The sequence below is a fragment of the Methylobacterium sp. TK31 genome, assembly GCF_055361545.1.
Window position 1 is genome coordinate 1109245 of record NZ_CM143964.1, and the last position, 23234, is coordinate 1132478.

23 protein-coding genes are annotated in these 23234 nt (G+C 71.7%); 15 read left to right on the plus strand and 8 right to left on the minus strand.

Annotation, left to right across the window (positions count from 1 at the left end):
* Positions 1-36: 36 nt before the first annotated feature.
* From ACXJY8_RS05010 to opgC, 4 genes are all read left to right on the plus strand, one after another.
* On the plus strand, positions 37-1299 hold the full coding sequence (locus ACXJY8_RS05010) for an SMP-30/gluconolactonase/LRE family protein (protein WP_463776838.1): 1263 nt from the start codon (positions 37-39) through the stop codon (positions 1297-1299).
* A gap of 65 nt (positions 1300-1364) precedes the next feature.
* The gene (locus ACXJY8_RS05015; protein ID WP_463776842.1) at positions 1365-2348 is read left to right on the plus strand and encodes an SMP-30/gluconolactonase/LRE family protein; all 984 of its coding nucleotides are present in this window, start codon (positions 1365-1367) and stop codon (positions 2346-2348) included.
* 38 nt (positions 2349-2386) lie between these two features.
* On the plus strand, positions 2387-3559 hold the full coding sequence (locus ACXJY8_RS05020; protein ID WP_463776846.1) for an SMP-30/gluconolactonase/LRE family protein: 1173 nt from the start codon (positions 2387-2389) through the stop codon (positions 3557-3559).
* Positions 3560-3685: 126 nt separating this feature from the next.
* On the plus strand, positions 3686-4885 hold the full coding sequence (gene opgC, locus ACXJY8_RS05025) for an OpgC domain-containing protein (protein ID WP_463776849.1): 1200 nt from the start codon (positions 3686-3688) through the stop codon (positions 4883-4885).
* A gap of 4 nt (positions 4886-4889) precedes the next feature.
* On the opposite strand, the gene ccmB is transcribed toward opgC, so the two are convergent.
* Together ccmB and ccmA are read right to left on the minus strand one after the other, a co-directional pair.
* Complete coding sequence (ccmB, locus tag ACXJY8_RS05030) at positions 4890-5555, minus strand: heme exporter protein CcmB (RefSeq protein ID WP_200941289.1); 666 nt, start codon at positions 5553-5555, stop codon at positions 4890-4892.
* Positions 5555-6208: a heme ABC exporter ATP-binding protein CcmA gene (gene ccmA / locus ACXJY8_RS05035; protein WP_463776855.1), complete on the minus strand. Its 654-nt coding sequence runs from the start codon at positions 6206-6208 to the stop codon at positions 5555-5557. The genes ccmB and ccmA overlap by 1 nt, the downstream gene beginning before the upstream one ends.
* Positions 6209-6512: 304 nt before the next feature.
* Between ccmA and ACXJY8_RS05040 the strand changes: the two genes are divergently transcribed.
* From ACXJY8_RS05040 to dprA, 6 genes are all read left to right on the plus strand, one after another.
* Entirely contained in the window at positions 6513-6791 is a 279-nt protein-coding gene (locus ACXJY8_RS05040) for a DUF4258 domain-containing protein (RefSeq protein WP_463776859.1), read from the plus strand.
* Positions 6775-6972, plus strand: coding sequence for a DUF2283 domain-containing protein (locus ACXJY8_RS05045; RefSeq protein ID WP_463776863.1), 198 nt, complete (start codon positions 6775-6777; stop codon positions 6970-6972). The genes ACXJY8_RS05040 and ACXJY8_RS05045 overlap by 17 nt, the downstream gene beginning before the upstream one ends.
* A gap of 250 nt (positions 6973-7222) precedes the next feature.
* The gene (gene acnA / locus ACXJY8_RS05050; RefSeq protein ID WP_463776865.1) at positions 7223-9934 is read left to right on the plus strand and encodes an aconitate hydratase AcnA; all 2712 of its coding nucleotides are present in this window, start codon (positions 7223-7225) and stop codon (positions 9932-9934) included.
* A gap of 237 nt (positions 9935-10171) precedes the next feature.
* Entirely contained in the window at positions 10172-11485 is a 1314-nt protein-coding gene (locus ACXJY8_RS05055; RefSeq protein ID WP_463776868.1) for a dihydroorotase, read from the plus strand.
* Positions 11482-12090, plus strand: coding sequence for a glycerol-3-phosphate 1-O-acyltransferase PlsY (gene plsY, locus ACXJY8_RS05060; protein WP_463776871.1), 609 nt, complete (start codon positions 11482-11484; stop codon positions 12088-12090). Before ACXJY8_RS05055 ends, plsY begins: the two co-directional genes overlap by 4 nt.
* A 33-nt stretch (positions 12091-12123) precedes the next feature.
* On the plus strand, positions 12124-13299 hold the full coding sequence (gene dprA / locus ACXJY8_RS05065) for a DNA-processing protein DprA (protein ID WP_463776879.1): 1176 nt from the start codon (positions 12124-12126) through the stop codon (positions 13297-13299).
* 6 nt (positions 13300-13305) lie between these two features.
* Here the strand turns inward: dprA and ruvX are convergent, their stop codons facing one another.
* Positions 13306-13800 carry a Holliday junction resolvase RuvX gene (gene ruvX / locus ACXJY8_RS05070; protein WP_463776883.1) on the minus strand — a complete coding sequence of 165 codons (495 nt, stop codon included), beginning with the start codon at positions 13798-13800 and terminating at the stop codon, positions 13306-13308.
* A 165-nt stretch (positions 13801-13965) separates the two neighbouring features.
* Positions 13966-14511, minus strand: a complete 546-nt coding sequence (locus ACXJY8_RS05075; protein ID WP_463776889.1) for an SMI1/KNR4 family protein — start codon at positions 14509-14511, stop codon at positions 13966-13968.
* Between the two features lie 113 nt (positions 14512-14624).
* On the opposite strand from ACXJY8_RS05075, the gene ACXJY8_RS05080 reads away from it, so the two are divergent.
* The 5 genes from ACXJY8_RS05080 to gatB all read left to right on the plus strand — a co-directional run bounded on the left by ACXJY8_RS05080 (position 14625) and on the right by gatB (position 18856).
* The gene (locus ACXJY8_RS05080) at positions 14625-14804 is read left to right on the plus strand and encodes a hypothetical protein (protein ID WP_463776892.1); all 180 of its coding nucleotides are present in this window, start codon (positions 14625-14627) and stop codon (positions 14802-14804) included.
* A gap of 147 nt (positions 14805-14951) precedes the next feature.
* The gene (gatC, locus tag ACXJY8_RS05085; RefSeq protein WP_243913308.1) at positions 14952-15239 is read left to right on the plus strand and encodes an Asp-tRNA(Asn)/Glu-tRNA(Gln) amidotransferase subunit GatC; all 288 of its coding nucleotides are present in this window, start codon (positions 14952-14954) and stop codon (positions 15237-15239) included.
* 122 nt (positions 15240-15361) lie between these two features.
* Positions 15362-16843 carry an Asp-tRNA(Asn)/Glu-tRNA(Gln) amidotransferase subunit GatA gene (gene gatA, locus ACXJY8_RS05090; RefSeq protein WP_463776897.1) on the plus strand — a complete coding sequence of 494 codons (1482 nt, stop codon included), beginning with the start codon at positions 15362-15364 and terminating at the stop codon, positions 16841-16843.
* A gap of 172 nt (positions 16844-17015) precedes the next feature.
* Complete coding sequence (locus ACXJY8_RS05095) at positions 17016-17315, plus strand: hypothetical protein (protein ID WP_463776902.1); 300 nt, start codon at positions 17016-17018, stop codon at positions 17313-17315.
* 68 nt (positions 17316-17383) lie between these two features.
* Positions 17384-18856, plus strand: a complete 1473-nt coding sequence (gene gatB, locus ACXJY8_RS05100; RefSeq protein WP_463776905.1) for an Asp-tRNA(Asn)/Glu-tRNA(Gln) amidotransferase subunit GatB — start codon at positions 17384-17386, stop codon at positions 18854-18856.
* 612 nt (positions 18857-19468) lie between these two features.
* Here the strand turns inward: gatB and ACXJY8_RS05105 are convergent.
* From ACXJY8_RS05105 to ACXJY8_RS05120, 4 genes are read right to left on the minus strand one after another with little or no spacing between them, the layout of a single operon-like run.
* Positions 19469-20491, minus strand: a complete 1023-nt coding sequence (locus ACXJY8_RS05105; protein ID WP_463776907.1) for an efflux RND transporter periplasmic adaptor subunit — start codon at positions 20489-20491, stop codon at positions 19469-19471.
* 2 nt (positions 20492-20493) lie between these two features.
* Positions 20494-20688, minus strand: coding sequence for a DUF1656 domain-containing protein (locus tag ACXJY8_RS05110; RefSeq protein ID WP_463776910.1), 195 nt, complete (start codon positions 20686-20688; stop codon positions 20494-20496).
* Complete coding sequence (locus ACXJY8_RS05115) at positions 20688-22703, minus strand: FUSC family protein (protein ID WP_463776912.1); 2016 nt, start codon at positions 22701-22703, stop codon at positions 20688-20690. Before ACXJY8_RS05115 ends, ACXJY8_RS05110 begins: the two co-directional genes overlap by 1 nt.
* Positions 22700-23116, minus strand: a complete 417-nt coding sequence (locus ACXJY8_RS05120; protein ID WP_463776914.1) for a DUF4345 domain-containing protein — start codon at positions 23114-23116, stop codon at positions 22700-22702. Before ACXJY8_RS05120 ends, ACXJY8_RS05115 begins: the two co-directional genes overlap by 4 nt.
* Positions 23117-23234 lie beyond the last annotated feature (118 nt).

The following is a 23234-nucleotide window of genomic DNA, read 5'->3' on the forward strand; positions in this document are numbered from 1 at the left end:
TTCCCGACCGAGAGAGTTTCCATGCCGAGAGGGCCGATGACGCGACGCCAGTCCGACCACCCGACACGTCCGATTCGGGGGCTCCCGCAATCCGGCTTCCGCGCCGGACGGACGCGGACCCTCGCGGCGGCCCTGCTGGGCGCCGTCCTCCTGCCGGGTTCCGTGCTGGCGCAGGGCGCGCCCGCGGCGCCGGCCGCGACGCTGACCAAGGTGGCGAGCTTCGACCATCAGGTCACCGGCGTCACCGTCTCGAAGGACGGGCGCATCTTCGTCAACTTCCCGCGCTGGACCGAGGACACCGAGGTCTCGGTGGCCGAACTGAAGGACGGCAAGGTGGTGCCGTTCCCCGATGCGGCCTGGAACGCCTGGCGCAACGCCCGCAAGGACGAGGTCACGGCCAAGGACCACTGGGTCTGCGTCCAGAGCGTCGTAGCCGGTCCGAACGGCAACCTCTGGGTGCTCGATCCGGCCGCCCCCGCCATGGCGGCCCTGGTGCCCGGCGGCCCGAAGCTCGTCGAGATCGACCTGAAGACCAACCAGCCCGCGCGCACCATCGCCTTCGACGAGAGCGTCGCGCCCCAGGGCTCCTACCTCAACGACGTGCGCTTCTCCCCCGACGGCAAGACCGCCTACCTCACCGATTCCGGGGCCAAGGGCGCCCTGGTGGTGGTCGACCTCGACAGCGGCCGGGCCCACCGGGTGCTCGACGGCGATCCCTCGACGCAGGCGGACAAGAGCGTGACCGTGACCTATGACGGCAAGCCCCTGCGCCGGCCGGACGGGCGCGGCGTCGAGTTCGCCGCCGACGGCATCGCCCTCTCGCCCGACGGCAAGACGCTCTACTGGCAGGCGATCAAGGGCAAGACGCTCTACAGCCTGCCCACCGAGACGCTCGCGGGCAGCATCACCTCCGCGCTGATGCCGACGGCGCTGGCCGACAAGAGCGTGTCGGGCCGCATCGAGACTGTGGGCGAGAACGGCCCGGCCGACGGGCTGATCATCTCGCGCAAGGACGGCCGGATGTACGTGACCTCGCCGCAGGACGATTCGATCAAGGTCCGCGACCTCTCGGCCAAGGGCAATGCGCTCGCCACCGTGGTGCAGGACAAGCGCCTGCGCTGGCCCGACACCTTCGCGGAAGGGCCCGACGGGACGCTCTACGTCACCACCTCGCACATCCAGGATTCGGCCTTCTACAAGCCAGACGCGCCGGCGGCCCTGCCGACGGAGCTGTGGAGCTTCAAGCCGGGTGCGAGCGACGCCACCGGCTCGACCGCCCCGGCCCCGGCCGCCCGCTGACCCGCACCGCGCCGTCCCCGCACCGGGGCGGCGCGGCCGTCGTGCCCTTAGCCCATCGAGGATCGATGCCGACGATACGACGACGCGCGCTGCTCGCCGGCGCGGGAACGGCCCTCGCCCTGCGCGGCTGGCCGGCCGCGGCGGCCCCCATCGTCCGGGTCGACGATCCGCGCCTGCGCGACGTGCTCGATCCCGGCGCGCCGCTGCGCACGCTCTATGCGGGCGGGCGCTGGTGCGAGGGCCTGTGCTACGCGCCCGGGCTCGGCGGCCTGATCGTCAGCGACGTCCGGGCCAACCGGATGGTCCGGATCGGCGACGACGGCGGCACGAGCGTGTTCCGCGATCCCTCGAACAACGCCAACGGCAACACCCTGGACGGCGAGGGCCGCCTCGTCACCTGCGAGCATCGCGGGCGCCGGGTGGTGCGGCGCGAGCCGGACGGGCGCCTCACCGTGCTGGCCGACGCCTTCGGGGGCCGGCCGCTGAATTCGCCCAACGACGCCGCCCTGGCGCCGGACGGCGCGATCTGGTTCACCGACCCCGTATTCGGCATCACCATGCCGGACGAGGGCCTGATGGCGACGCCGGCGCAAGGGGCACGGCGGGTCTACCGGATCGACCCGTCCGGCCGGGTCGAGGCCATGACCGACGCCGTCGGCCAGCCCAACGGCATCGCCTTCAGCCCGGACGGCAGCCGCCTCTACGTCAGCGACACCAGCGCCGCCCTGAAGAACCCGGAGGGCGCCCGCACCGTCCTGGTCTTCCCGGTGCGGGAGGGCCGCGGCCTCGGCGCACCGAAACCCTTCGCCACCGTGGAGGCCGGCGTGCCGGACGGGCTCGCGGTGGATGCCGACGGCCGGGTCTACGCCGCCTGCTTCGACGGCGTGCGGATCTACGCGCTCGACGGCACGGCCCTCGGGCGCATCGCCACCGCCACGGACGCCGCCAACGTCGCCTTCGGCGGCCCGGACGGCCGGCGCCTCTTCATCGGCGCGGGCGCCCATGTCCTCGCCATCGACCTCAAGGTGCGCGGCCCCGCCCGGGGCTGACCCGCCGTTCCCTCGTCCCCGCTCGACCGGATTGCGCCATGACGCTCGCTCGCCGTGACCTCCTCGCCGCCGGCCTCACCGGTGCGGCGGCCCTCTCCCTGCCCGGCGAGGCCGCCGCGGCGGCGCCCCCCGAGGTCGCCACCCGCCGGGCGGCGGGCGGGCTCGAACTCGCCTTCACGGCGAACGCGCCCTCGACCCCCACCGGCCTCGCCATCTCGGCCGGCGGCCGGCGCTTCGTGATGATGCCGCGCTTCAACGCCAAGGTGCCCTACACCCTGGGCGAGGTGCTGGCGGACGGCGCGGTCCGGCCCTACCCGGACATGGCCACGAACCAGCCCGACCCGGAGCAGCCGCAGGCGCGCCTGTTCCACGTGCCCAACGGCGTCTTCGACCGCGACGACACCCTGTGGTGCCTGGATGCCGGCCTGCCGGACGGCTCCGGCCCGCCGGTGAAGGGCGGCGCCAAGCTGGTGCAGATCGACCTCGCCGGCAACCGCATCCGCCGCGTCGTGCCGCTGGAGGCCGGCATCACCCCGACCTCGTCGCTCAACGACCTGCGGGTGGACATCCGCGACGGCTATGCCCGCGCCTACATCACCGACCAGGGCCAGGACGGGGAGGGCGCCATCCTGGCGGTCGATCTCGCCAGCGGCCGGGTGGTGCGCCGCCTTGCGGGTCACGCCAGCACCAAGTCGCAGAAGGGGCTCCTCAAGATCGTCGAGGACCGCCCGGTGGTGCAGCGCAAGGGGGAGGGGCCGCCGCGCCCGGTCCAGGGCGGCGCCAACGGCATCGCGCTCAGCCCCGACGGCCGGCGCCTGTACTACGCCCCCCTGATCGGGCGGCGCCTCTACGCGGTGGAGACCGCCGCGCTCCTCGACCCCGAGACCAGCGACGCAGGCGTGGCGGCCGGCGTCGCGGATCTCGGCGAGAAGGGCATGACCGGCGGCCTCACCACCGATTCGAAGGACCGGGTCTACCTCGCCATGCAGGAATTCAACGCGGTCGGCCGGCGCGACCCCGACGGTACGGTGGAGATCATCGCCTCCGACCCGCGCCTGATCTGGGCCGACACGTTCTGGATCACCCCGGACCGCTGGCTCCACATCTCGTCCGCCCAGGTGAACCGGCGCCCGGAATACAACGGCGGCGAGGACCTGCAGGCGCAGCCCTACGCCATCCTGCGCATGCGGATCGACGCCGATCCGGCCTGAGGCGCACCGGTCGTCGGGCCAGGCGCTCGGCCGGGCATCGCCCCGGCCCTGCGCCATGGGGTTGCAATACAACCTTAAGCGTCGGACGCTATCACCGCTGCGTGTGAACCGCATCGGACCGAGGGCATGCCGCAGCGACGGGCGACGATCGACGCCATCCGCGGCCTCTGCCTGATCAACATCTTCGTCAACCACATCCAGGACGGCGCCCTCGCGGCGGTCTCGCCGTCCCGCCTGGGCTTCTCCGACAGCGCCGACATCTTCGTCCTGCTCAGCGGCATCTCCGTCGCCCTCGCGGCGAGCCAGGCGTCGCGGCGCCGGCTCCCGGACATCGTCGCCCATCTCTGGCGGCGGGCCGTCCGGATCTACGCCTTCGACCTCGTGATCATCCTGTCGACGCTCGGCCTCCTGGCCGCATTCCTCGCCCTGCGCGGCGTCGCGGGCGTTCACGCGGAGGCTTTGGGCCTGCTGCGGGACCACGGCTTTCCGCGCGTGCTCGGCCATGCCCTGACCCTGCGCCAGACGGTGGGCTACTCCGCCGTCCTGCGCCTCTACGTCGCCCTGATGCTGGTCGCGCCCCTCCTCCTGCGCCTGGCCGGATGGCGGTTTTGGGCGCCCCTGCCACCGGCCCTGCTCCTCTGGCTCGCGGCCGGGGCGTTCGATCTGGTGGTGAACAACAGCCTCACGGGCGCGCCCTTCGTCCTGACGGTCCTGCCCTGGATCCTCGTCTTCTCCATCGGGATCGCGATCGGCCAGGGCATGGTCGGCGGCGTCGCCCTGCCGCGCAGCCGGTGGCTGACCGGGCTCGCGCTGGCCTACCTCGTCGGCTACCTCGTCCTGGCGGTGATCGTGGTGCGCCTGTGGCCGCTGGCGGCGGACTGGGCCGCGACGCGCAACGACGGCTTCTGGTTCGGCGCGAGCAAGACCTATCAGTCGCCCCTGCGCCTGCTGCACCTCCTCGCCCTGACCTACGTGGTGATGGCCCTGCCGCGGGCTCCGCTGATCCGCCTGCTGCACCAGGTGCCGCGCGACCATCTCCTGTGCCGCCTCGGCCGCAGCTCCCTGCCGGTCTTCACCGCCGGCGCGATCGGGGCCGTGGCGGCCAGCGAGGCGCTCGATCTCGCCTCCGTTCCCCTCGACGACGCTTGGCTGCCGATGCTGCTCCTCGAAGCCGGCATGATCGCCCTGTTCGTCGGCATCGCCCTGCGGATCGCCGGTCCCGCCCACCGGCCGATGCGCGGTCCGGCGGCTCCCGGCCGAAGCGGGACGACGGGTCCGGACAGACTGGCACGCGCGGCGGGCGGCCCGCGCTCGACCACCGCCTGAACCCCTATTCCGACCAGCGCAGGGCCGCGGCGGCGGCCAGCGTCCCGATCACGCCCGCGATCAGGCTGAGGGCGCACAGGATGGCCAGGGGTGTCGTGAACGGGACGGTGCCGCCGAGGGCCGATTCGCTCGCCGAGACGCCGAAGATCAGCGTCGGGATCATCAGCGGCAGCACCACGACCGCCAGGATGAGGCCGCCGCGGCGGATGGAGGCGGTGAGCGCCGCGCCCACCGCGCCCACGAAGGTCAGGGCCGGAGTGCCGACCAGCAGGGTGAGGGCGGTGGCCGCCATCGCCCGGCCGTCGAGGGCGACGAGGAGCCCGAACAGGGGCGAGGCCAGGGCCAGCGGCAGGCCGGTGGTGAGCCAGTGGGCCAGCACCTTGGCGAGCACCACCCCCTCCAGGGGGGCCGGCGAGCCGGTCATCAGGTCGAGGGAGCCGTCCTCCTCGTCGGCCTGGAACAGGCGGTCGAGGCCGATCAGGGTCGAGAGCACGGCGGCGAGCCAGAGGATCGCCGGGCCGATCCGCGACAGCAGGTTGAGGTCGGGCCCGAGGGCGAAGGGCACCAGGGCGACGATCATCAGGAAGAACACGAGGGAGAGCGCCCCCGAGCCGCCGACGCGGGCGGCGAGGGCGAGGTCGCGGGCGACGAGGGCCCTCAGGGCGCGCATCACCACCAGACCTCGTCGGCCGCCGCCGCCCGGGCCGCGGCCGGTGCCGCGGGCACGGGCGCCTCGATCCGCAGTTCCTGCGCGTCGGCGAGGCCGAGGGCCTGGTGCGTCGCCGCGATCACGAGGCCGCCCGCCGCGCGGTGGCGCGCCATCATCCCGGCCAGGACATCCTGCGAGGCGGCGTCGAGGGCCGCGGTCGGCTCGTCGAGGAGCCAGAGCGGGCGCCGGCAGACGAGGAGGCGGGCCAGCGCCACCCGCCGGCGCTGGCCGGCGGAGAGATAGGCCACGGGCAGCCGCAGGGCGTGGCCGAGCCCGAGTTCCTCGAGGGCCGCGCGCGGGCTCGCCGTCGGCGCGCCGAGGAGGTCGCGGGCGAAGGCGAGGTTCTCCTCGGCCGTCAGCGGGCTCTTCAGCCCGTCGCGATGGCCGACCACGTGCAGGCACTCGGACAGGGTCGCCTCGCCGACCCCGCTCGCCGCGACCGTCCCGGCCTCCGGCTTGAGCCGGCCCGCCAGCACCGCGAGCAGCGTCGACTTGCCGGCCCCGTTGCGCCCGGTGACCATCAGGGCCTCGCCCGGCCCGAGGGCGAAGGACAGGCCCGAGAAGATGCGGCGGCCGGAGCGGCGGACGGCGAGGTCTTGGGCGGTCAGCCGCACGGGGGGTCCTGAATCATGAGCCTTGAGAGATGCGCCTGCCGGGCCGGCCAAACCAAGTGCGGGGGTCTCCGCTCCCTCGGCGCTTCGCCCATCGCACGCGGATCGTTCGGTGGCGAGACCCAGGAGCGCGAAAAGGATGCGTCGGTGGTCGCGCCGTCCGGGCCGGGAATTCCGGCGGTGATCCGGATCGGACCCGGCCCGACGCACGACAACTTTCGCGTGCAATTCGGGGGCTTCGGTCGTAATCGGCACTGATCGGCTCCTTTCCGGTCGCTGCTGTCCGGTCGCCGCACGCGCGGGTCCCATGCCCGGTCCGATCTTCACCTACACGCGGCACGCGCGGGACCAGCTCGCGTTGCGCAAGCTGGAGCCGGCTTGGGTCGAGCGCACGATCCTCGCCCCAGAAGCCTTCGAAACCGACCCTGGACATCCGGACCGAACGCGCGCCTTTCGCACCGTGCCCGAGCGGGAGGGCCGCACGCTTCGCGTGGTTTTCGTGGTACGATCTGCCTCGACCTTTCACGTCATCACCGCATTCCTGGATCGTGGCCGGAGGCCTGGAGCCGATGAAGTCCCGATATGATGCCGAGGCCGACGCCCTCTACGTGCAGCTCGCCGACGCGCGAATCGCCGGAAGCGAGGAAGTGCGTCCGGGCATCGTGCTCGATTTCGACGCGGCGGGACGCGTCGTCGGGATCGAGATCCTCGATGCCTCCCGGCACGTGGCCGAGGGCGCGGATTTCGCGCATCTCGTCGCGGCGTAGTCGCGCCTTCCGAACAGATCCCGCGCGCTGTCAGGCCCCCGGTAGCGGCCAGTTTCGAAGTGTTCTATAACGCGCGCAGGCTGCGCCGCGCGAGTTTCAGGGCGTCCAAATCGCCCTTCGCGCATCATCCTCACCCGGGCACCCCCGGGGCGGCGCGCGCTTCACAGCGCTCCCAGCCGAACACGTGTTTTCGTGGCGCAGGTTATGCCTGCGCGTGTTCGACCAACCGCTCGCGAGGAATTACAACGCCGTGGCATCGCTCGACAGCTTCCAGTCTCGCCAGACCCTCACCGTCGGAGACAAGTCCTACACCTACTACTCGATTCCCCATGCCGAGAAGGCCGGCCTCGCCGACGCCACCGCGCTGCCCTTCTCCATGAAGGTGCTGCTCGAGAACCTGCTGCGCTTCGAGGACGACCGCTCGGTCAAGAAGGACGACATCTCGGCCACCGTCGCCTGGCTCGGCAACAAGGGCAAGACCGAGACCGAGATCGCCTTCCGCCCCTCCCGGGTGCTGATGCAGGACTTCACGGGCGTGCCCGCGGTGGTCGACCTCGCCGCGATGCGCGACGCCATGGTGGCGCTCGGCGGCGACCCGCAGAAGATCAACCCGCTGGTGCCGGTCGACCTCGTGATCGACCACTCGGTGATCGTCGACGAGTTCGGCACCCCGAAGGCGCTGGCCGACAACGTGGCGCTGGAATACTCGCGCAACGGCGAGCGCTACACCTTCCTCAAATGGGGCCAGTCGGCCTTCGACAACTTCTCCGTCGTGCCGCCCGGCACCGGCATCTGCCACCAGGTGAACCTCGAGTTCCTGTCGCAGACCGTGTGGACGAAGCAGGATCCCGATTCTTCGGACGGCACCGAGCTCGCCTATCCGGACAGCCTCGTCGGCACCGATTCGCACACCACCATGGTCAACGGCCTGGCCGTGCTCGGCTGGGGCGTCGGCGGGATCGAGGCCGAGGCCGCGATGCTCGGCCAGCCCCTCTCGATGCTGATCCCCGAGGTCGTCGGCTTCAAGCTGTCGGGCAAGCTGCCCGAGGGCACCACGGCCACCGACCTCGTGCTCACCGTCACCCAGATGCTGCGCAAGAAGGGCGTGGTCGGCAAGTTCGTGGAGTTCTACGGCCCCGGCCTCGACGACATGGCGGTGGCCGACCGCGCCACGATCTCCAACATGGCCCCCGAATACGGCGCCACCTGCGGCTTCTTCCCCATCGACCAGAAGACCATCGACTTCCTCAAGGTCACTGGCCGCGCCGACGACCGGATCGCCCTGGTGGAGGCCTACGCCAAGGCGCAGGGCATGTGGCGCGACGCGGCCACGCCGGACCCCGTCTTCACCGACACGCTCGAACTCGACATGGGCGACGTGCGCCCGTCGCTCGCCGGCCCCAAGCGTCCGCAGGACCGGGTGCTCCTCGACGGCGCCAAGCCCGGCTTCGCGCAGTCGATGGAGACCGAGTTCAAGAAGGCGGCCGACATCGCCAAGCGCTACCCGGTGGAGGGCGCCAACTTCGACATCGGCCACGGCGACGTGGTCATCGCCGCCATCACGAGCTGCACCAACACCTCGAACCCGAGCGTGATGATCGGCGCCGGCCTGCTCGCCCGCAACGCGGTCGCCAAGGGCCTGCGCTCCAAGCCCTGGGTGAAGACCTCCCTGGCGCCCGGCTCCCAGGTGGTGGCGGAGTACCTTGAGAGCGCCGGCCTGCAGAAGCCCCTCGACGCCCTCGGCTTCAACCTCGTCGGCTTCGGCTGCACCACCTGCATCGGCAACTCGGGCCCCCTGCCGGCCCCGATCTCGAAGGCGATCAACGACAACGACGTCGTCGCCGCCGCCGTGCTCTCGGGCAACCGCAACTTCGAGGGCCGCGTGAACCCCGACGTGCGGGCGAACTACCTCGCCTCGCCGCCGCTGGTCGTCGCCTACGCGCTCGCCGGCTCGATGCAGATCGACATCACCACCGAGCCGCTGGGCACGGGGTCGGACGGCCAGCCCGTCTACCTGAAGGACATCTGGCCCTCGTCCGCCGAGGTCCAGGAGTTCATCGAGGCCAACATCACCTCGACCCTGTTCAAGTCCCGCTACGCCGACGTGTTCGGCGGCGACGATTACTGGAAGGCCGTCGAGGTCACCGAGGCCGAGACCTTCAAGTGGGATTCGACCTCCACCTACGTGCAGAACCCGCCCTATTTCGAGGGCATGCAGAAGACCCCGGCCCCGGTGGAGGACGTGGTCGACGCCCGCATCCTCGGCCTGTTCCTCGACTCGATCACCACCGACCACATCTCGCCGGCGGGCAACATCCGGGCGAACTCCCCGGCGGGCGCCTACCTGCAGGAGCACCAGGTCCGGGTGCAGGACTTCAACCAGTACGGCACCCGGCGCGGCAACCACGAAGTCATGATGCGCGGCACCTTCGCCAACATCCGCATCAAGAACCAGATGGTCCGCGACGAGTCCGGCAACGTGGTCGAGGGCGGCTGGACCCTGTTCCAGCCCTCGGGCGAGCGGATGTTCATCTACGACGCCGCGCAGAAGTACCAGGCGCAAGGGACCCCGCTCGTCGTCTTCGCCGGCAAGGAATACGGCACCGGCTCCTCGCGCGACTGGGCGGCCAAGGGCACCAAGCTCCTGGGCATCCGGGCCGTGGTGGCCGAGAGCTTCGAGCGCATCCACCGCTCGAACCTCGTCGGCATGGGCATCGTCCCCCTGGTCTTCCAGGGCGACACCTCCTGGGCCTCGCTGGGCCTGAAGGGCGACGAGACGGTCTCGATCCGGGGCCTGTCCGGCGACCTGAAGCCGCGCCAGACCATGATCGCGGAGATCACCTCGGCCGACGGCACCAAGCGCGAGGTGCCGCTGACCTGCCGCATCGATACCCTCGACGAGCTCGAATACTTCCGCAACGGTGGCATCCTGCCCTACGTCCTGCGCTCGCTGGCCGCGTAAGAAACGACCGGTTCCGCAAATCGCAATCGCGATTGTGAGGCCTCGCCCGAAAGGGCGGGGCCTTTTTCGTATCGGCCTCCCTGCGCTTGACGCCGCGCCGTGGGCGGCCGAAACGCGGTGAAACGATCCAAGACCGCGACAGAGCAAGGATTTTCAGGTGCCTCGCTTATCCGACGATCTCATGTTGTCTGCGCCGACCCTGAACCCTCCCCCCTCTGCGGGAGAGGGGAGAGGGTGATGAACGTGCGCCCGATCCTCCTGACCAACGCGACGCTCTGCGATCCGGCGACGGGCCGGCAGGGACCCGGCCACGTCCTCGTGCGCGACGGCCTGATCCAGGATGTCGGCTGGGGACCCGTCGCCGGAGTGCCGGACGCGGCCGAGACGATCGATTGCGGCGGCCATGTCCTCAGCCCCGGCCTGGTCGACCTGCGCGCCTTCGTGGGCGAGCCCGGCGCCGAGCACCGCGAGACCCTGGCCAGCGCCAGCGCGGCGGCGGCGGCCGGCGGCGTCACCACCCTGGTCTGCATGCCGGACACCAACCCGGTCATCGACGGGCCGGCCATCGTTGACTTCGTGCTGCGCCGGGCCCGCGACACGGCGAGCGTCCACGTCCTGCCGGCCGCCGCCATCACCAAGGGGCTGGCCGGCCAGGAGATGACCGAGTTCGGGCTGCTGCAGGAAGCCGGCGCCGTGGCCTTCACCGACGGCCTCAAGGCGGTGGCGAACGCCCAGGTGATGCGCCGCGCGCTGACCTATGCCCGCGACTTCGGCGCCCTGCTGATGCAGCATGTGGAGGAGCCCGATCTCGTCGGCGACGGCGTGATGAACGAGGGCGAGATGGCCTCGCGCCTCGGGCTCCTCGGCATCCCGCGCGAGGCCGAGACCGTGATGCTGGAGCGCGACATCCGCCTCGTGCGCCTCACCGGGGCGCGCTACCACGCCGCGATGATCTCCTGTGCCGATTCGGTCGAGATCGTGCGCCGGGCCAAGGCGGACGGCCTGCCCGTCACCTGTGGCGCCTCGGTGAACAACCTCGTCCTCAACGAGGGCGACATCGGCCATTACCGCACCTTCTGCCGGCTCTCGCCGCCGCTGCGCCACGAGACCGACCGGCTCGCCCTGGTGGCGGCCCTCAACGCGGGCGTGATCGACGTCGTCGTCTCCGACCACAACCCGCAGGACGTCGAGACCAAGCGGCTGCCCTTCGCCGAGGCCGCCGACGGGGCGCTGGGCATCGAGACCCTGCTCGGCGCGGCGCTGCGGCTGGTCCATACCGGCGACGTCGCCCTGCCGCGCCTGCTGGCGGCCCTGACGGCGAACCCGGCGGCCCTCCTCGGGCGCGCGGCCGGCCGCCTCGCGGCCGGGGCGCCGGCCGACCTCGTGCTGATCGATCCGGACCTGCCCTACGTCCTCGACAAGCGAACCTTGAAGTCGCGCTCGAAGAACTCGCCCTTCGACGAGGCGCGCCTCCAGGGGGCCGCCATCCTGACCATGGTGGCGGGACGCGTCGTGTTCCGCGCGCCCGCCGAGACCGAGGCCGCCGCGTGATCGCCCTCGACGAAACATCCTGGCCCCTCCTGCTGGCAGGGCTGGCGGGGGGCTACCTTCTCGGCTCGATCCCGTTCGGGCTGATCCTGACCCGCTATGCGGGGCTCGGCGACGTACGGGCGATCGGCTCCGGCAACATCGGCGCCACCAACGTGCTGCGCACCGGGCGAAAGGGCCTGGCGGCCGCGACCCTGCTGGGGGACGCCCTGAAGGGCACGCTCGCGGTGCTGCTCGCCGGCCGCTTCGGGCTGGAGGCGGCGCTCGTGGCCGGCCTCGGCGCCTTCCTGGGGCACCTGTTCCCGGTCTGGCTCGGCTTCAAGGGCGGCAAGGGCGTGGCGACCTTCCTCGGCGTCCTCCTGGCGCTGAGCCCGCTGGGCCTCCTGGCCTTCGCCGCCATCTGGCTCGGCCTCGCCTTCACCCTGAAATACTCCTCCCTCGCGGCGCTGGCGGCCTCGGCCCTGACGCCCCTCGTCCTGTGGGCGCTGGGACAGCCTGCGGTTGCAATGCTGTTTCTCCTGCTCGCCGTCCTGCTATGGTGGAAGCACGCGCCCAACATCCGCCGGCTGATCGACGGGACCGAGGGGCGCATCGGGCAGAAGGGCTGAGGCCCGGGCGCCCGCTCCGGAAGGGGGAGGGCGATGCAGCTCACCGATGCCCAGCGTCTCGACTGGCTGCGCCTGATCCGCAGCGAGGGCATCGGCCCGCGCAGCTTCCGCACCCTGATCAACCGCTTCGGCGGCGCCGGCCCGGCCCTCGAGGCCCTGCCGATCCTCACCGGCCGCAGTGGCCGCAGCATCAAGCCGCCGAGCCGGGCGGAGGCCGAGGCCGAGATCGCCGCAGCCGGTCGCCTTGGTGCCCGCCTCGTCGCGCTCGGGGAGGCGGACTATCCGAAGCTGCTGCAGGCCGCCGACTCGGCCCCGCCGCTGATCGCGATCCGGGGCGAGGCCGCGATCCTCCAGCGTCCCGCCATCGCCCTGGTCGGCTCGCGCAACGCGTCCGCCGCGGGCCTCGCCTTCACGGAGCGCCTCACCCGCGGGCTCGGCGAGGCCGGCCTCGTCATGGTCTCGGGGCTGGCGCGGGGCATCGACGCCCGCGCCCATCGGGCGGCCCTGGTGCCCGGCACGGTGGCGGTGCTGGCGGGGGGACAGGACCGGATCTACCCGGCCAACCACGCCGCCCTGGTCGAGGCGATCCTGGAGGCGGGCGGGGCGGTGCTGGCCGAGATGCCGATGGGGTGGGAGCCGCGCGGGCGCGACTTCCCCCGGCGCAACCGCATCATCTCCGGCCTCGCCTACGGGACCATCGTGGTGGAGGCCGCCCGCCGCTCGGGCTCGCTGATCACCGCCCGCTTCGCCCTGGAACAGGGCCGCGAGGTCTTCGCCGTGCCGGGCTCGCCCCTCGACCCGCGGGCGGAAGGCACCAACGACCTCATCCGCCAGGGCGCGACGCTGGTCTCCGAGGCCGCCCACGTCATCGACGTCATCGCCCCGCTGCTGGCGGGGGGCGCCGACGGGCGCCGGTCCGAGGCCCTGGCGGTCGACCGGCCGGACCTCGCCGATGCGCCGATCTTCTGGGACGAGCTCGATGTCGACGGCATCGTCCTGCCGATGCCCGCCGAGGATTTCGCGGCGCCGGAGCCCACGGACGACCGCGCCCGCCTCATCGCCTATCTCAGCCCGACCCCGATCGGGACCGACGAGCTGGCGCGCAGCGCCGGACTCAGCGTCCGCGTGGTCCAGACCACCCTGCTCGAGCTGGAACTCGACGGGCGCATCGAGCGCCACGGCAGCGGCGCGGTGTCGCTGGTGGGCTGAGGGCCGTCACGCCTCGTCGTCGGGCTCCTCCTCGCCCAGCGCGCGGCGCATCTGGTCGAGGCAGCCCTGCAGGATGTAGGCGGCCGCCAGCATGTCGACCACCTCGCCGCGCTTGGCCCGCGAGGCATCCGCCGCGATGAGCGCGCGGGTGACGGCGGCGGTGGAGAGGCGCTCGTCGCAGTAGAGCACGGGCAGGGGCAGGAGCGGCTTCATGTTGCGCACGAAGGAGCGGGTCGACTGGACCCGCGGCCCCTCGCTGCCGTCCATGTTGAGGGGCAGGCCGATGACGAGGCCGCCGACGCCGTGCCGCTCGCACAGGGTTGCCAGGTGCTTCACGTCGGGGGTGAACTTCACCCGCCGGATCGTCTCCAGGGGCGAGGCGATCTGGCGCCCGACATCCGACAGGGCGAGCCCGATCGTCTTGGTGCCGAGGTCGATCCCGATCAGACGGGGCCCGCCCTGCGACGCCTCCGCGAAGGCCCGCATCTCGGCCTCGTCCATGTCCGTCGCTCTCCCGTGATGGCGCCTCTCCTGCGCGATCCGGCTCCGGGCGGCAAGCCTTCCTGGCGGCAAGCCTTCCCGGCGGCCGGCGAGTCGTACTCTCGATCGGCAAACCCCGCCGCGCGCCAAAGGGGGCATCCGTGGCCGATCCGGGCCGCCCGGGAATCAGTGCAGGCCGGCCGAGCCTTCGGTGCCGTCGCCGACGAAGCTGGCGGGGAGGGGCTCGGCGCCCATGCCGAGGATGCCGCGCACCGCCGGTCCCTGGCTGCGCCGAATCAGGTCGACGAGGTCGGCCCCGCCGAAGCGCACCGATTCGAGGTCGGCGCCCAAGACCCAGATCTCGTACTCGTCACGCCCCGGCACCACGTCCCAGAACAGGAACACGCCGGCCTCCGAGCGGCCGAAGAAGCCGGCCCGCTCGACGACGCTCGGATCGTCGCCCTCCACCTCGAAGCGGTGCTCTGGACGGTCGCCGAGGACGGAGGCGATGCTGTGGGCGATCAGCTCGGACTGCGCGAGGAGGTCGGTCTCCGGGGCCTCGCTCGGGACCGCCACGCGAAAGTAGCCGTTGGCGAGCCCTGCCCCGAGGGTCCGGCAGAAGGCGCGGTAGCTCTCGGGCAGCCCGTAGCCGAGTTCCGCCTCGGCCCGGTCGAGGGCCGCCTCGGTCGCCACCGGACCCGGCGCGCAGGGCGAGAACACCGTCTCCCACATGAAATCGATCTCCGGACCGGGGTTAACCTTAAAGAAGCGTTGTCATAGCCTTGCGGGGACCGGATCGGCCAGAGCATCGTTAATCCATCGTTAAGACGCCGGATATCGACCGCATGACCGACCCGATGCCCCAGCCGCGGCCCGCGCGCCGCCGGATGCCCCTGCGGCACAAGCTGATGCTGGCGCTGGCCTGCGAGATCCTGCTCGTCGGGTTCCGGCAGGCGGACGTCTCCCCCGCGCGGGCGGGCATCCTCATCGAGTCGCCGATCCTGCCCCACCACGCCATCGCCTGACGCTGGCGGCCTCCGGGCGCCGCGGCGGCCTGAGCGCGGCCCCGGCGTTGCGAGCCCGCAGAGGCGGGTGCTATAGCCCGGCCCGACGCCCCATCGCCCGCGGAACCCCGCCGGACCGCGATGGGTGCCTGAGGATCCGAAGACAGCATGTCGGTCGACGCAACGACGGTGAGGCGCATCGCGCATCTGGCGCGCATCGCGGTGAGCGAGGACGAGGTCGCCCCCCTGCAGGGCGAGTTGAACGCGATCCTGGCCTTCGTCGAACAACTCGGCGCCGTGGACGTGACGGGGGTCGAGCCCATGACCTCGGTCACCCCGATGGCGATGAAGAAGCGCGCGGACGTGGTCACCGACGGGGCCAAGGCCGACGCGATCGTGGCCAACGCCCCTGAGACTGAGGACCACTACTTCCTCGTGCCGAAGGTCGTCGAGTAGGCGCGCCCGCCGCCGACCCGCACACCCGGCCGCCCCGAGGGACGGTCCGCCTGGCGCCCGACCGGCGGCGACGGCGGAGCCCCGGGACCCCACAGGACGAGCGCCCAGGACTCTCGCAACCCATGACCTCTCTGAACGAACTCACCCTGGCGGAGGCCCGCGACGGGCTCAAGGCCAAGGACTTCACCGCCGCCGACCTGACCCGGGCGCATCTCGACGCCATGGAGAAGGCCCGGGCGCTGAACGCCTACCTGGTCGAGACGCCGGACCGGGCCCTGGCCATGGCGGAGGCGGCCGATGCGCGGATCGCCGCCGGGCAGGCCCGGCCGCTGGAGGGCATCCCGCTGGGCATCAAGGACCTGTTCTGCACCGAGGGCGTGACGACCACTGCGGGCTCGAAGATCCTCGAGGGGTTCGTTCCGGCCTACGAATCGGCCGTGACCGCCAATCTGTGGCGCGACGGCGCGGTGATGCTCGGCAAGCTGAATCTCGACGAATTCGCCATGGGCTCGTCCAACGAGACCTCCGCCTACGGTGACGTGGTCTCGCCCTGGCGCCGCGCCGGATCGGACGCCAAGCTGGTGCCGGGCGGCTCCTCCGGCGGCTCCGCGGCGGCGGTGGCCGCCCATCTCTGCCTCGGCGCCACCGCGACCGATACCGGCGGCTCCATCCGCCAGCCCGCCGCCTTCACCGGCACGGTCGGCATCAAGCCGACCTACGGCCGCTGCTCGCGCTGGGGCACCGTCGCCTACGCCTCCTCCCTGGACCAGGCCGGCCCGATCGCCCGCACGGTGCGCGACTGCGCGATCCTGCTCGGCTCGATGTCCGGCCAGGACGCGCGCGACACCACCTGCGCCGACCTGCCCGTGCCGGACTTCGAGGCCGCCGTGGCCCGCGGCGTGAAGGGGCTGACCATCGGCATCCCGAAGGAATACCGGGTCGAGGGCATGTCCGCCGAGATCCAGGCGCTCTGGGACCGGGGCGCGGCGATGCTGAAGGATGCCGGCGCCACGGTGCGGGAGATCTCGCTGCCGCACACGCAATATGCCCTGCCGGCCTACTACATCGTCGCCCCGGCGGAGGCCTCCTCGAACCTCGCCCGCTACGACGGCGTGCGCTACGGCCTGCGCGTGCCCGGCAAGGACATCGCTGGCCTCTACGAGAACACCCGCGCCGCCGGCTTCGGCCGCGAGGTGAAGCGCCGCATCATGATCGGCACCTACGTGCTCTCGGCGGGCTACTACGACGCCTACTACGTCCGCGCCCAGCGCATCCGCACCCTGATCAAGCGCGACTTCGAGCAGGCCTACGCCTCCGGCATCGACGCGATCCTGACGCCCGCGACCCCGTCGGCCGCCTTCGGCATCGGCGAGAAGGGCTCGGGCGACCCCGTCGAGATGTACCTGCAGGACGTGTTCACCATCACGGTGAACATGGCGGGCCTGCCCGGCATCTCGGTGCCGGCCGGCCTCGACGCCCAGGGCCTGCCCCTCGGGCTCCAGCTCATCGGCCGACCCTTCGACGAGGAGACGCTGTTCGCCGCCGCCCAGGTGATCGAGGACGCAGCTGGACGCACCAAGCTGCCCGCCGCGTGGTGGGCATGAGCAGGGTTTCAATGGGAAGCGCGGGTCCCCTCTCCTGGAAGGAGAGGGACAGGGTGAGGTGCGTGACCTGTCCGGAGGTGGACCACACCTCACCCCAACCCTCTCCTTCCAGGAGAGGGAGCCGGTCGCGGTCGTCTGCCGGACGGCGCACCTCACCCTGGGAACAGGCCCGATGACGGTCCCGGTCTATCCCTTCGACGTCTGGATCTGGGCCGCCTTCGATCCGGTGCTGATCGCCATCGCCCTGGTGATGGGCTGGAAGTCGGACCAGTTCGTCAAGGTCATCCTCGTGTCGCTGATGGCCTTCGCGGTCTCGGTGCTGGTGTCGTGGGGCCTCACCGCGATCGGCATTCCCTGGCCGGCGCCGGTGAGCCACGACGGGCCGACCTTCTTCCCCGTGCGCTGGATCGCCGGCTTCGCCTGGGGCACCCTGGGCTTCCTGGCGCACCAGCTCTACCGCCTGCGCGCTTGACCGCGCCGGCCGGCACTTCCACTTTTCCGGCGCGCATCCGCGCCCCGCAACGCTGAATCCGGGCCATCATGACCGCTGCCGTGAACCCCAAGAAGCTCATCAAGGGCGGCCTGCACGACTGGGAGGTCGTGATCGGCATGGAGATCCACGCCCAGGTCACGAGCCGCTCCAAGCTGTTCTCCGGCGCCTCCACCGAGTTCGGCGGCGAGCCGAACGACCACGTCTCCCTGGTGGACGCGGCGATGCCCGGTATGCTGCCGGTCATCAACGAAGAGTGCGTCGCCCAGGCCGTGCGCACCGGCCTCGGCCTGAAGGCGCGGATCAACCACCGCTCGGTGTTCGACCGGAAGAACTACTTCTACCCGGACCTGCCGCAGGGCTACCAGATCAGCCAGTTCAAGGACCCGATCGTCGGCGAGGGCGAGGTGCTGGTCGACCTGACCGACGGCGAATCGATCACCGTCGGCATCGAGCGGCTGCACCTGGAGCAGGATGCCGGCAAGTCCCTGCACGACCAGAACCCGACCCAGAGCTTCGTCGACCTCAACCGCTCCGGCGTCGCCCTGATGGAGATCGTCTCGCGGCCGGATCTCCGCTCTTCGGAGGAGGCGCGCGCCTACGTGACCAAGCTGCGCACCATCCTGCGCTACCTCGGCACCTGCGACGGCGACATGGAGAAGGGCTCGCTGCGCGCCGACGTCAACGTCTCGGTGCGCAAGCCCGGCGACCCGCTCGGCACCCGCTGCGAGATCAAGAACGTCAACTCGATCCGCTTCATCGGCCAGGCCATCGAGACCGAGGCGCGGCGCCAGATCGCGATCATCGAGGATGGCGGCACGATCAGCCAGGAGACCCGCCTGTTCGATCCGGGCAAGGGCGAGACCCGCTCCATGCGCTCGAAGGAGGAGGCGCACGATTACCGCTACTTCCCCGACCCGGACCTGCTGCCGCTGGAATTCGACCAGGCCTATGTCGACGCCCTGGCCGCCGGCCTGCCGGAGCTGCCGGATGCCAAGAAGGCCCGCTTCATCGAATCCTACGGGCTGTCGCCCTACGATGCCGGCGTGCTCATCGCCGAGCGCGCCTCGGCCGACTACTTCGAGGCGGTGGCCAAGGGCCGCGACGGCAAGGCCGCCGCGAACTGGGTCATCAACGAGCTGTTCGGGCGCCTGAACAAGGAGGGCAGGGGCATCGAGGCGACGCCCGTGTCGGCCGATCAGCTCGGCGCCATCGTCGACCTCATCGGCGAGGGCGTGATCTCGGGCAAGATCGCCAAGGACCTGTTCGAGATTGTCTGGTCCGAGGGTGGCGATCCGCGCCAGATCGTCGACTCGCGCGGCATGAAGCAGGTCACCGATACCGGCGCCATCGAGGCCGCCGTGGACGAGATCATCGCCAAGAACCCCGACAAGGTTCAGCAGGCCCGCGAGAAGCCGACACTCCTCGGCTGGTTCGTCGGCCAGACCATGAAGGCCACCGGCGGCAAGGCCAACCCGGCGGCGGTGAACGCCCTGCTGAAGGCGAAGCTGGGGATTGAGTAACGACCGGGCTCGGGTCCCGCGCCGCGGACATCCGCGGCCGGGACCGGGTGGCGAACCGGTCCGTTTGCGGCCACACTCTTGCTGAGACGCTCCCACTCATGGGTCGGGCCGCTCGCGCGGAAGCGCAGCGGCGAGGCCTCGGGAGAGATGCAGCGTGAACGTCCGGCGCGAAGCGCGCCCGCCTGCCTGGAGAAAAAGAAAACTGGCGGCGGAAGCGGCCGAGGTGGGGCCTGGTGCATGTCTGAAGTCGTGCCGTGCTGGCCGCTTCTGCGCCCCGGAGACCGCTTCCGTCCCGTAATTCGCGTGTGCGCTGCTCAACGTCCAGGTCGAATCAGCCCTGGATGATCGCCGCAGCCGCCTGCTGGGGTGGAGTCATACCCAAATCTCCTGCGTCCGGTCGGTCGTGATCGTTATCCGATCAAGGCCTCCTCGTTGCTTGAGCTGTGCTTTGCCGTCGAAGCACCACATCAAGGTGCGACCAGATCGGGGATGCGTCAAGAGCCTATTTGTGGGATTCCGCGACTGTATTCATTCCCATCGGCACAGCCTAGAATTCTCGTTGCCGCCCAGGCCCTTGACCGCCCCTGCAACCGGCCGGCCCGGCGCCACAGCCTACGGGGTGGGGGCCGCCGCCCCGGTGAAGCGGCTGCGCAGGCGGGCGAGCCAGTCCTGGCGGTGGGTGCCGGGCTCGCCCACCGAGACGGTGGCGGTCATGCCGGCGACCAGGGTCACGCCCTCGGGCACCTGTTCGATCCGGATGCGCACCGGCACGCGCTGGGCGAGGCGGACCCAGGTGTAGACCGGGTCGACATTGGGCAGGCCCTGGGTGCTGGCGGTGGCGTTGGCGGTGCTGATGCCCAGGGTGATGCTCTCCACCGTGCCGCGGATCAGCGGATCGTAGCCGAGAAGCTCGGCCGAGACCGGATCGCCCACGTGGATCTGGGCCATCTTGGTTTCCTCGAAATAGCCGTCGATCCAGAACGAATCGGTGTCGATGATGGCGATGTTGACGGTGCCGGTGGTGGCGTAGTCCCCCGGGCGCAGCAGGAGGTTCGTCACCCGGCCGTTCACAGGCGAGCGGACCTGCGTGCGCTGGAGGTTGATCTTGGCCTGCGAGAGCTGCGCCTTCGCGGAGGCCACCGCCGCCTGGGCGATCTTGGCGGTGCCGGCGAATTGCTGCTTCTCCTCGACGGAGGTCGAGAGGGTGGTCAGCGCCTCGCGCCGGGCGGCCTGGGTCTGCTTGACCTGGAGGTCCGCCTCCCGGTTGTCGAGCTCGGCCTGGGCCGAGGTCACCGAGACCTCGAAATCGAACGGATCGATGACGTAGAGGATGTCGCCCTTCTTCACGGCTTGGTTGTCGACGACGCGCAGCTCCGTGATCTGGCCCGAGACCTGAGGCGCCACGCTGGCGACCTGCACGCGCACCCGCCCGTCGCGGGTCCAGGGGGCGGTGACGTAGAACTGCCAGACGAGGGCCGCCGCGACGAAGGCGCAGGCCAGGATGAGCCCGGTGATCAGCAGGCGGAGCACCCGGCGTCCGCGCCCGGGCGCGCGTGGGCTGATGTCGGGCTCGGGCGCGCGGGAGCGGGCCTCCGGTCCTGCGGCGGCGGTCTCGGCGGGCGGATCTTGGGCCATCGTCACAGGAACACGATCAGGAGGGCGAGGATGCAGACGTAGAGGCCGGCCTCCGCCAGGGGCGGGTTGGCGACGTAGCGGGCGATGCGCAGGCGCGCGAAGAGCAGGCGGAGGATCACCAGGATCGCCAGCGCCCCGGCGGCATAGGCCACGAAGGGCGAGAGCAGCACGCCGCCGAGATCGAGGTCGCTGCGCATCAGGCGGCCCGGATGCCGAGGCGGCGCAGGAAGCGCCCCTGGCCCTCGGCGACGAGGGCGGCCGTGGCGAGGTCGCTGACCGCACGGGCGAGGTGCAGGCGGGTGGCCGGCGCGGCCTCGCGGCCCGCAGCCAGCAGCGCCGCGGCGGCCGCGCGCATGCGCGCGGCCTCGACGCTCGCGAGGGCGGCGCGGGCCCGGTCCGCGGCCGCCGCGAGGGCGCCGTCCCGGGCGAGACCGCGCAGCTGCGCATGGGCCCGGGCGGCCGCCGATTCCATGCGGGCGAGCTCGAAGGCCCGGTCGAGACTCGCCCGCCGCACGGCGGCGCTGCCCGAACTCCAGCGGGCGAATTGCAGCAGGCGGTCGCTGTTGAGGCTGGTCCGGGTCGTGGCGTCGCCGCCCCGCCCCGCCAGCGCATCGACCAGGGCGCGCCGGGCCGAATCGAGGGCGAAGGCGCGGTGCCGGGCGTTCGAGATCGGCAGGATGACCCGGACGGTGAAGAACAGGATCAGCGCCGCGAAGATCACCAGGAAGGCGTTGGTCAGGAACCCTTGCGGATCGTAACTCTGCGGATTGGCCGGCGAGAGCAGCACGGGGAAGAACACCAGCAGGATGAAGCCGATGCCGAAGGTCGGCGGGTTGAGGCTGAGGAAGCAGGCGGCGAAGACGACCGGCGCGATGGCGATCGCCAGCAGGGGAAAGCCCTGCACGCCGGCGAGCGCCCCGTACAGGACGATCCCGGCGCAGAGGGCGGCCAGCGGCATGCCGATTAGGACGCCCTTGGCGAAGACCCGCGGGTCGGGCGTGATCGAGGAGAGCGAGCAGGTCGCCGCCACCTGGACCAGGGCGAAGGAGGTGGCCGGCCAGCCCGTCGCGACGAGGAGGAGTGCGGTGAGGCCGAAGGCGATCACCACCCGCATGGCACCCCGCAGGGCCTCGGGCACGTCGCGGTGGGTCGGAAGCGTCACGTCGCGCAAGGGGCGCCCGCCGCAGGCGAGGACCCGGTGACCGTCCGCGGCGAACCGGGCCGCACGGGCGAAGTCGAGAGCGCGCTGCAGGGCGAGGATCGCGTCGAGGGGCTGGTCGCCCGTGCGCACGGCTTCGTCGACGAGATCCGACAGCCGTGCCACGGCCCGGTCCGGCTCGCCCTCCGGTTCCGTGAGGGCGAGGCAGAGGTCGCGGGCCTCCGCCACGGCGGGCGGCGGGGCGGACAGCCGGGCCAGGGCCGCCCGGAGGTGGCGCGCGGCCGCCGCCATCACGTAGAGCGCCGCGATGGCGCTGCGGGCGCCGGCGGCCCGGTCCGGCCCGTCGTCGAGTTCGCCCGCGATGGCGCTGGCATCGCCCCGGAGGGCGGCGATCTTCCGGATCAGCGCGGCGGTGCGCTCGGAGCCCGGATCGCCCCGGGTCAGGGTCTCGCGGGCGAAGGCGCGGCTCTCCGCCAGGGCGTCGCCCAGGCTGTCGCGGACGCTGCGCCAGATGCTCGGCGAGCCGAGGGCGTCGTTGATGAAGGTGATTGCCACGATGCCGAGGGTGATCGCCGCGACCCGGTCGACCGCCGCATCGAAGGTGCTCTGGGGCGTGTCGATATGGGCGATGGCGATGATCGCCACGGTGTAGCCCGACAGCATGGCGCCGTAGGCCCGGGTGTCCTGCAGGAAGTGGGCGGTGAAGACGCAGACGCCGAGCCAGGTCGCGAAGGCGACGAGGAGCACCACCCGGTCCTGCGCGAACAGGGCCATCAGGACGATGGCCACGGCCGCCCCCACGAGGGTCCCGAGGAAGCGGTAGAACGCCTTCGACAGGGCCTGGCCGCGCTTGGGCTGGGCCAGGATCGCGACGCAGACGGCGGCGGAGGAGGCGCTCGACAGCTGCAGCCAGAAGGCCGCGTAGAGCGCCAGCACCATGGCGAGCCAGATCCGCACGGCGAAGGCCCAGGCGGCGGGCTTCGGGACCACGCGCTCGAGGGCGGCGAGCGCCCGCTCCGGCAGGCGGGGGCGGCGGTCGGCGAGCGTGCTCACACGGTGACCCCGCGGGCCATCGCGTCGGCGGCGCGCGCCGCGACCCGGGCCTGCCACAGGCAGAGCAGCGGGGTGACGAGGAGTTCGACGGCCAGCGCCGCCAGCATCAGGAACGACGGCAGGCCGGTGAGGGCCCAGCCGAGCAGGCGCGCGAGGCCGCCGAGCGCCACCACCAGGGTGAGGAAGCGGAACAGGGTGGTCTTGCCCGCGATGCCGGGCACGCAGGTCCAGAACAGGATGCCGATGCCCATGTGCAGGCCGGACAGGTAGCGGAAGTGGCTGTCGGCGGAGACGTCGACGAGACCGCCGCGGCCGATCCCGTTGAGGCCGAACAGCACGCCGTAGAAGCCGGAGACCACCGGGACCAGGGCCATCACCGCCACCGCGCGCTGCAGCGCCTGCCGTTCCCGCATCGTCGCGTCCGTCCGGAATCATCCTGTCAGGAACGGAAACCGGGACGGTCAGGCTTACGTTCCTCGGCCCTTCGCGAAAGGCCCCGAACCGCCCGGGACGGACCGCGGGCGGCGCGTC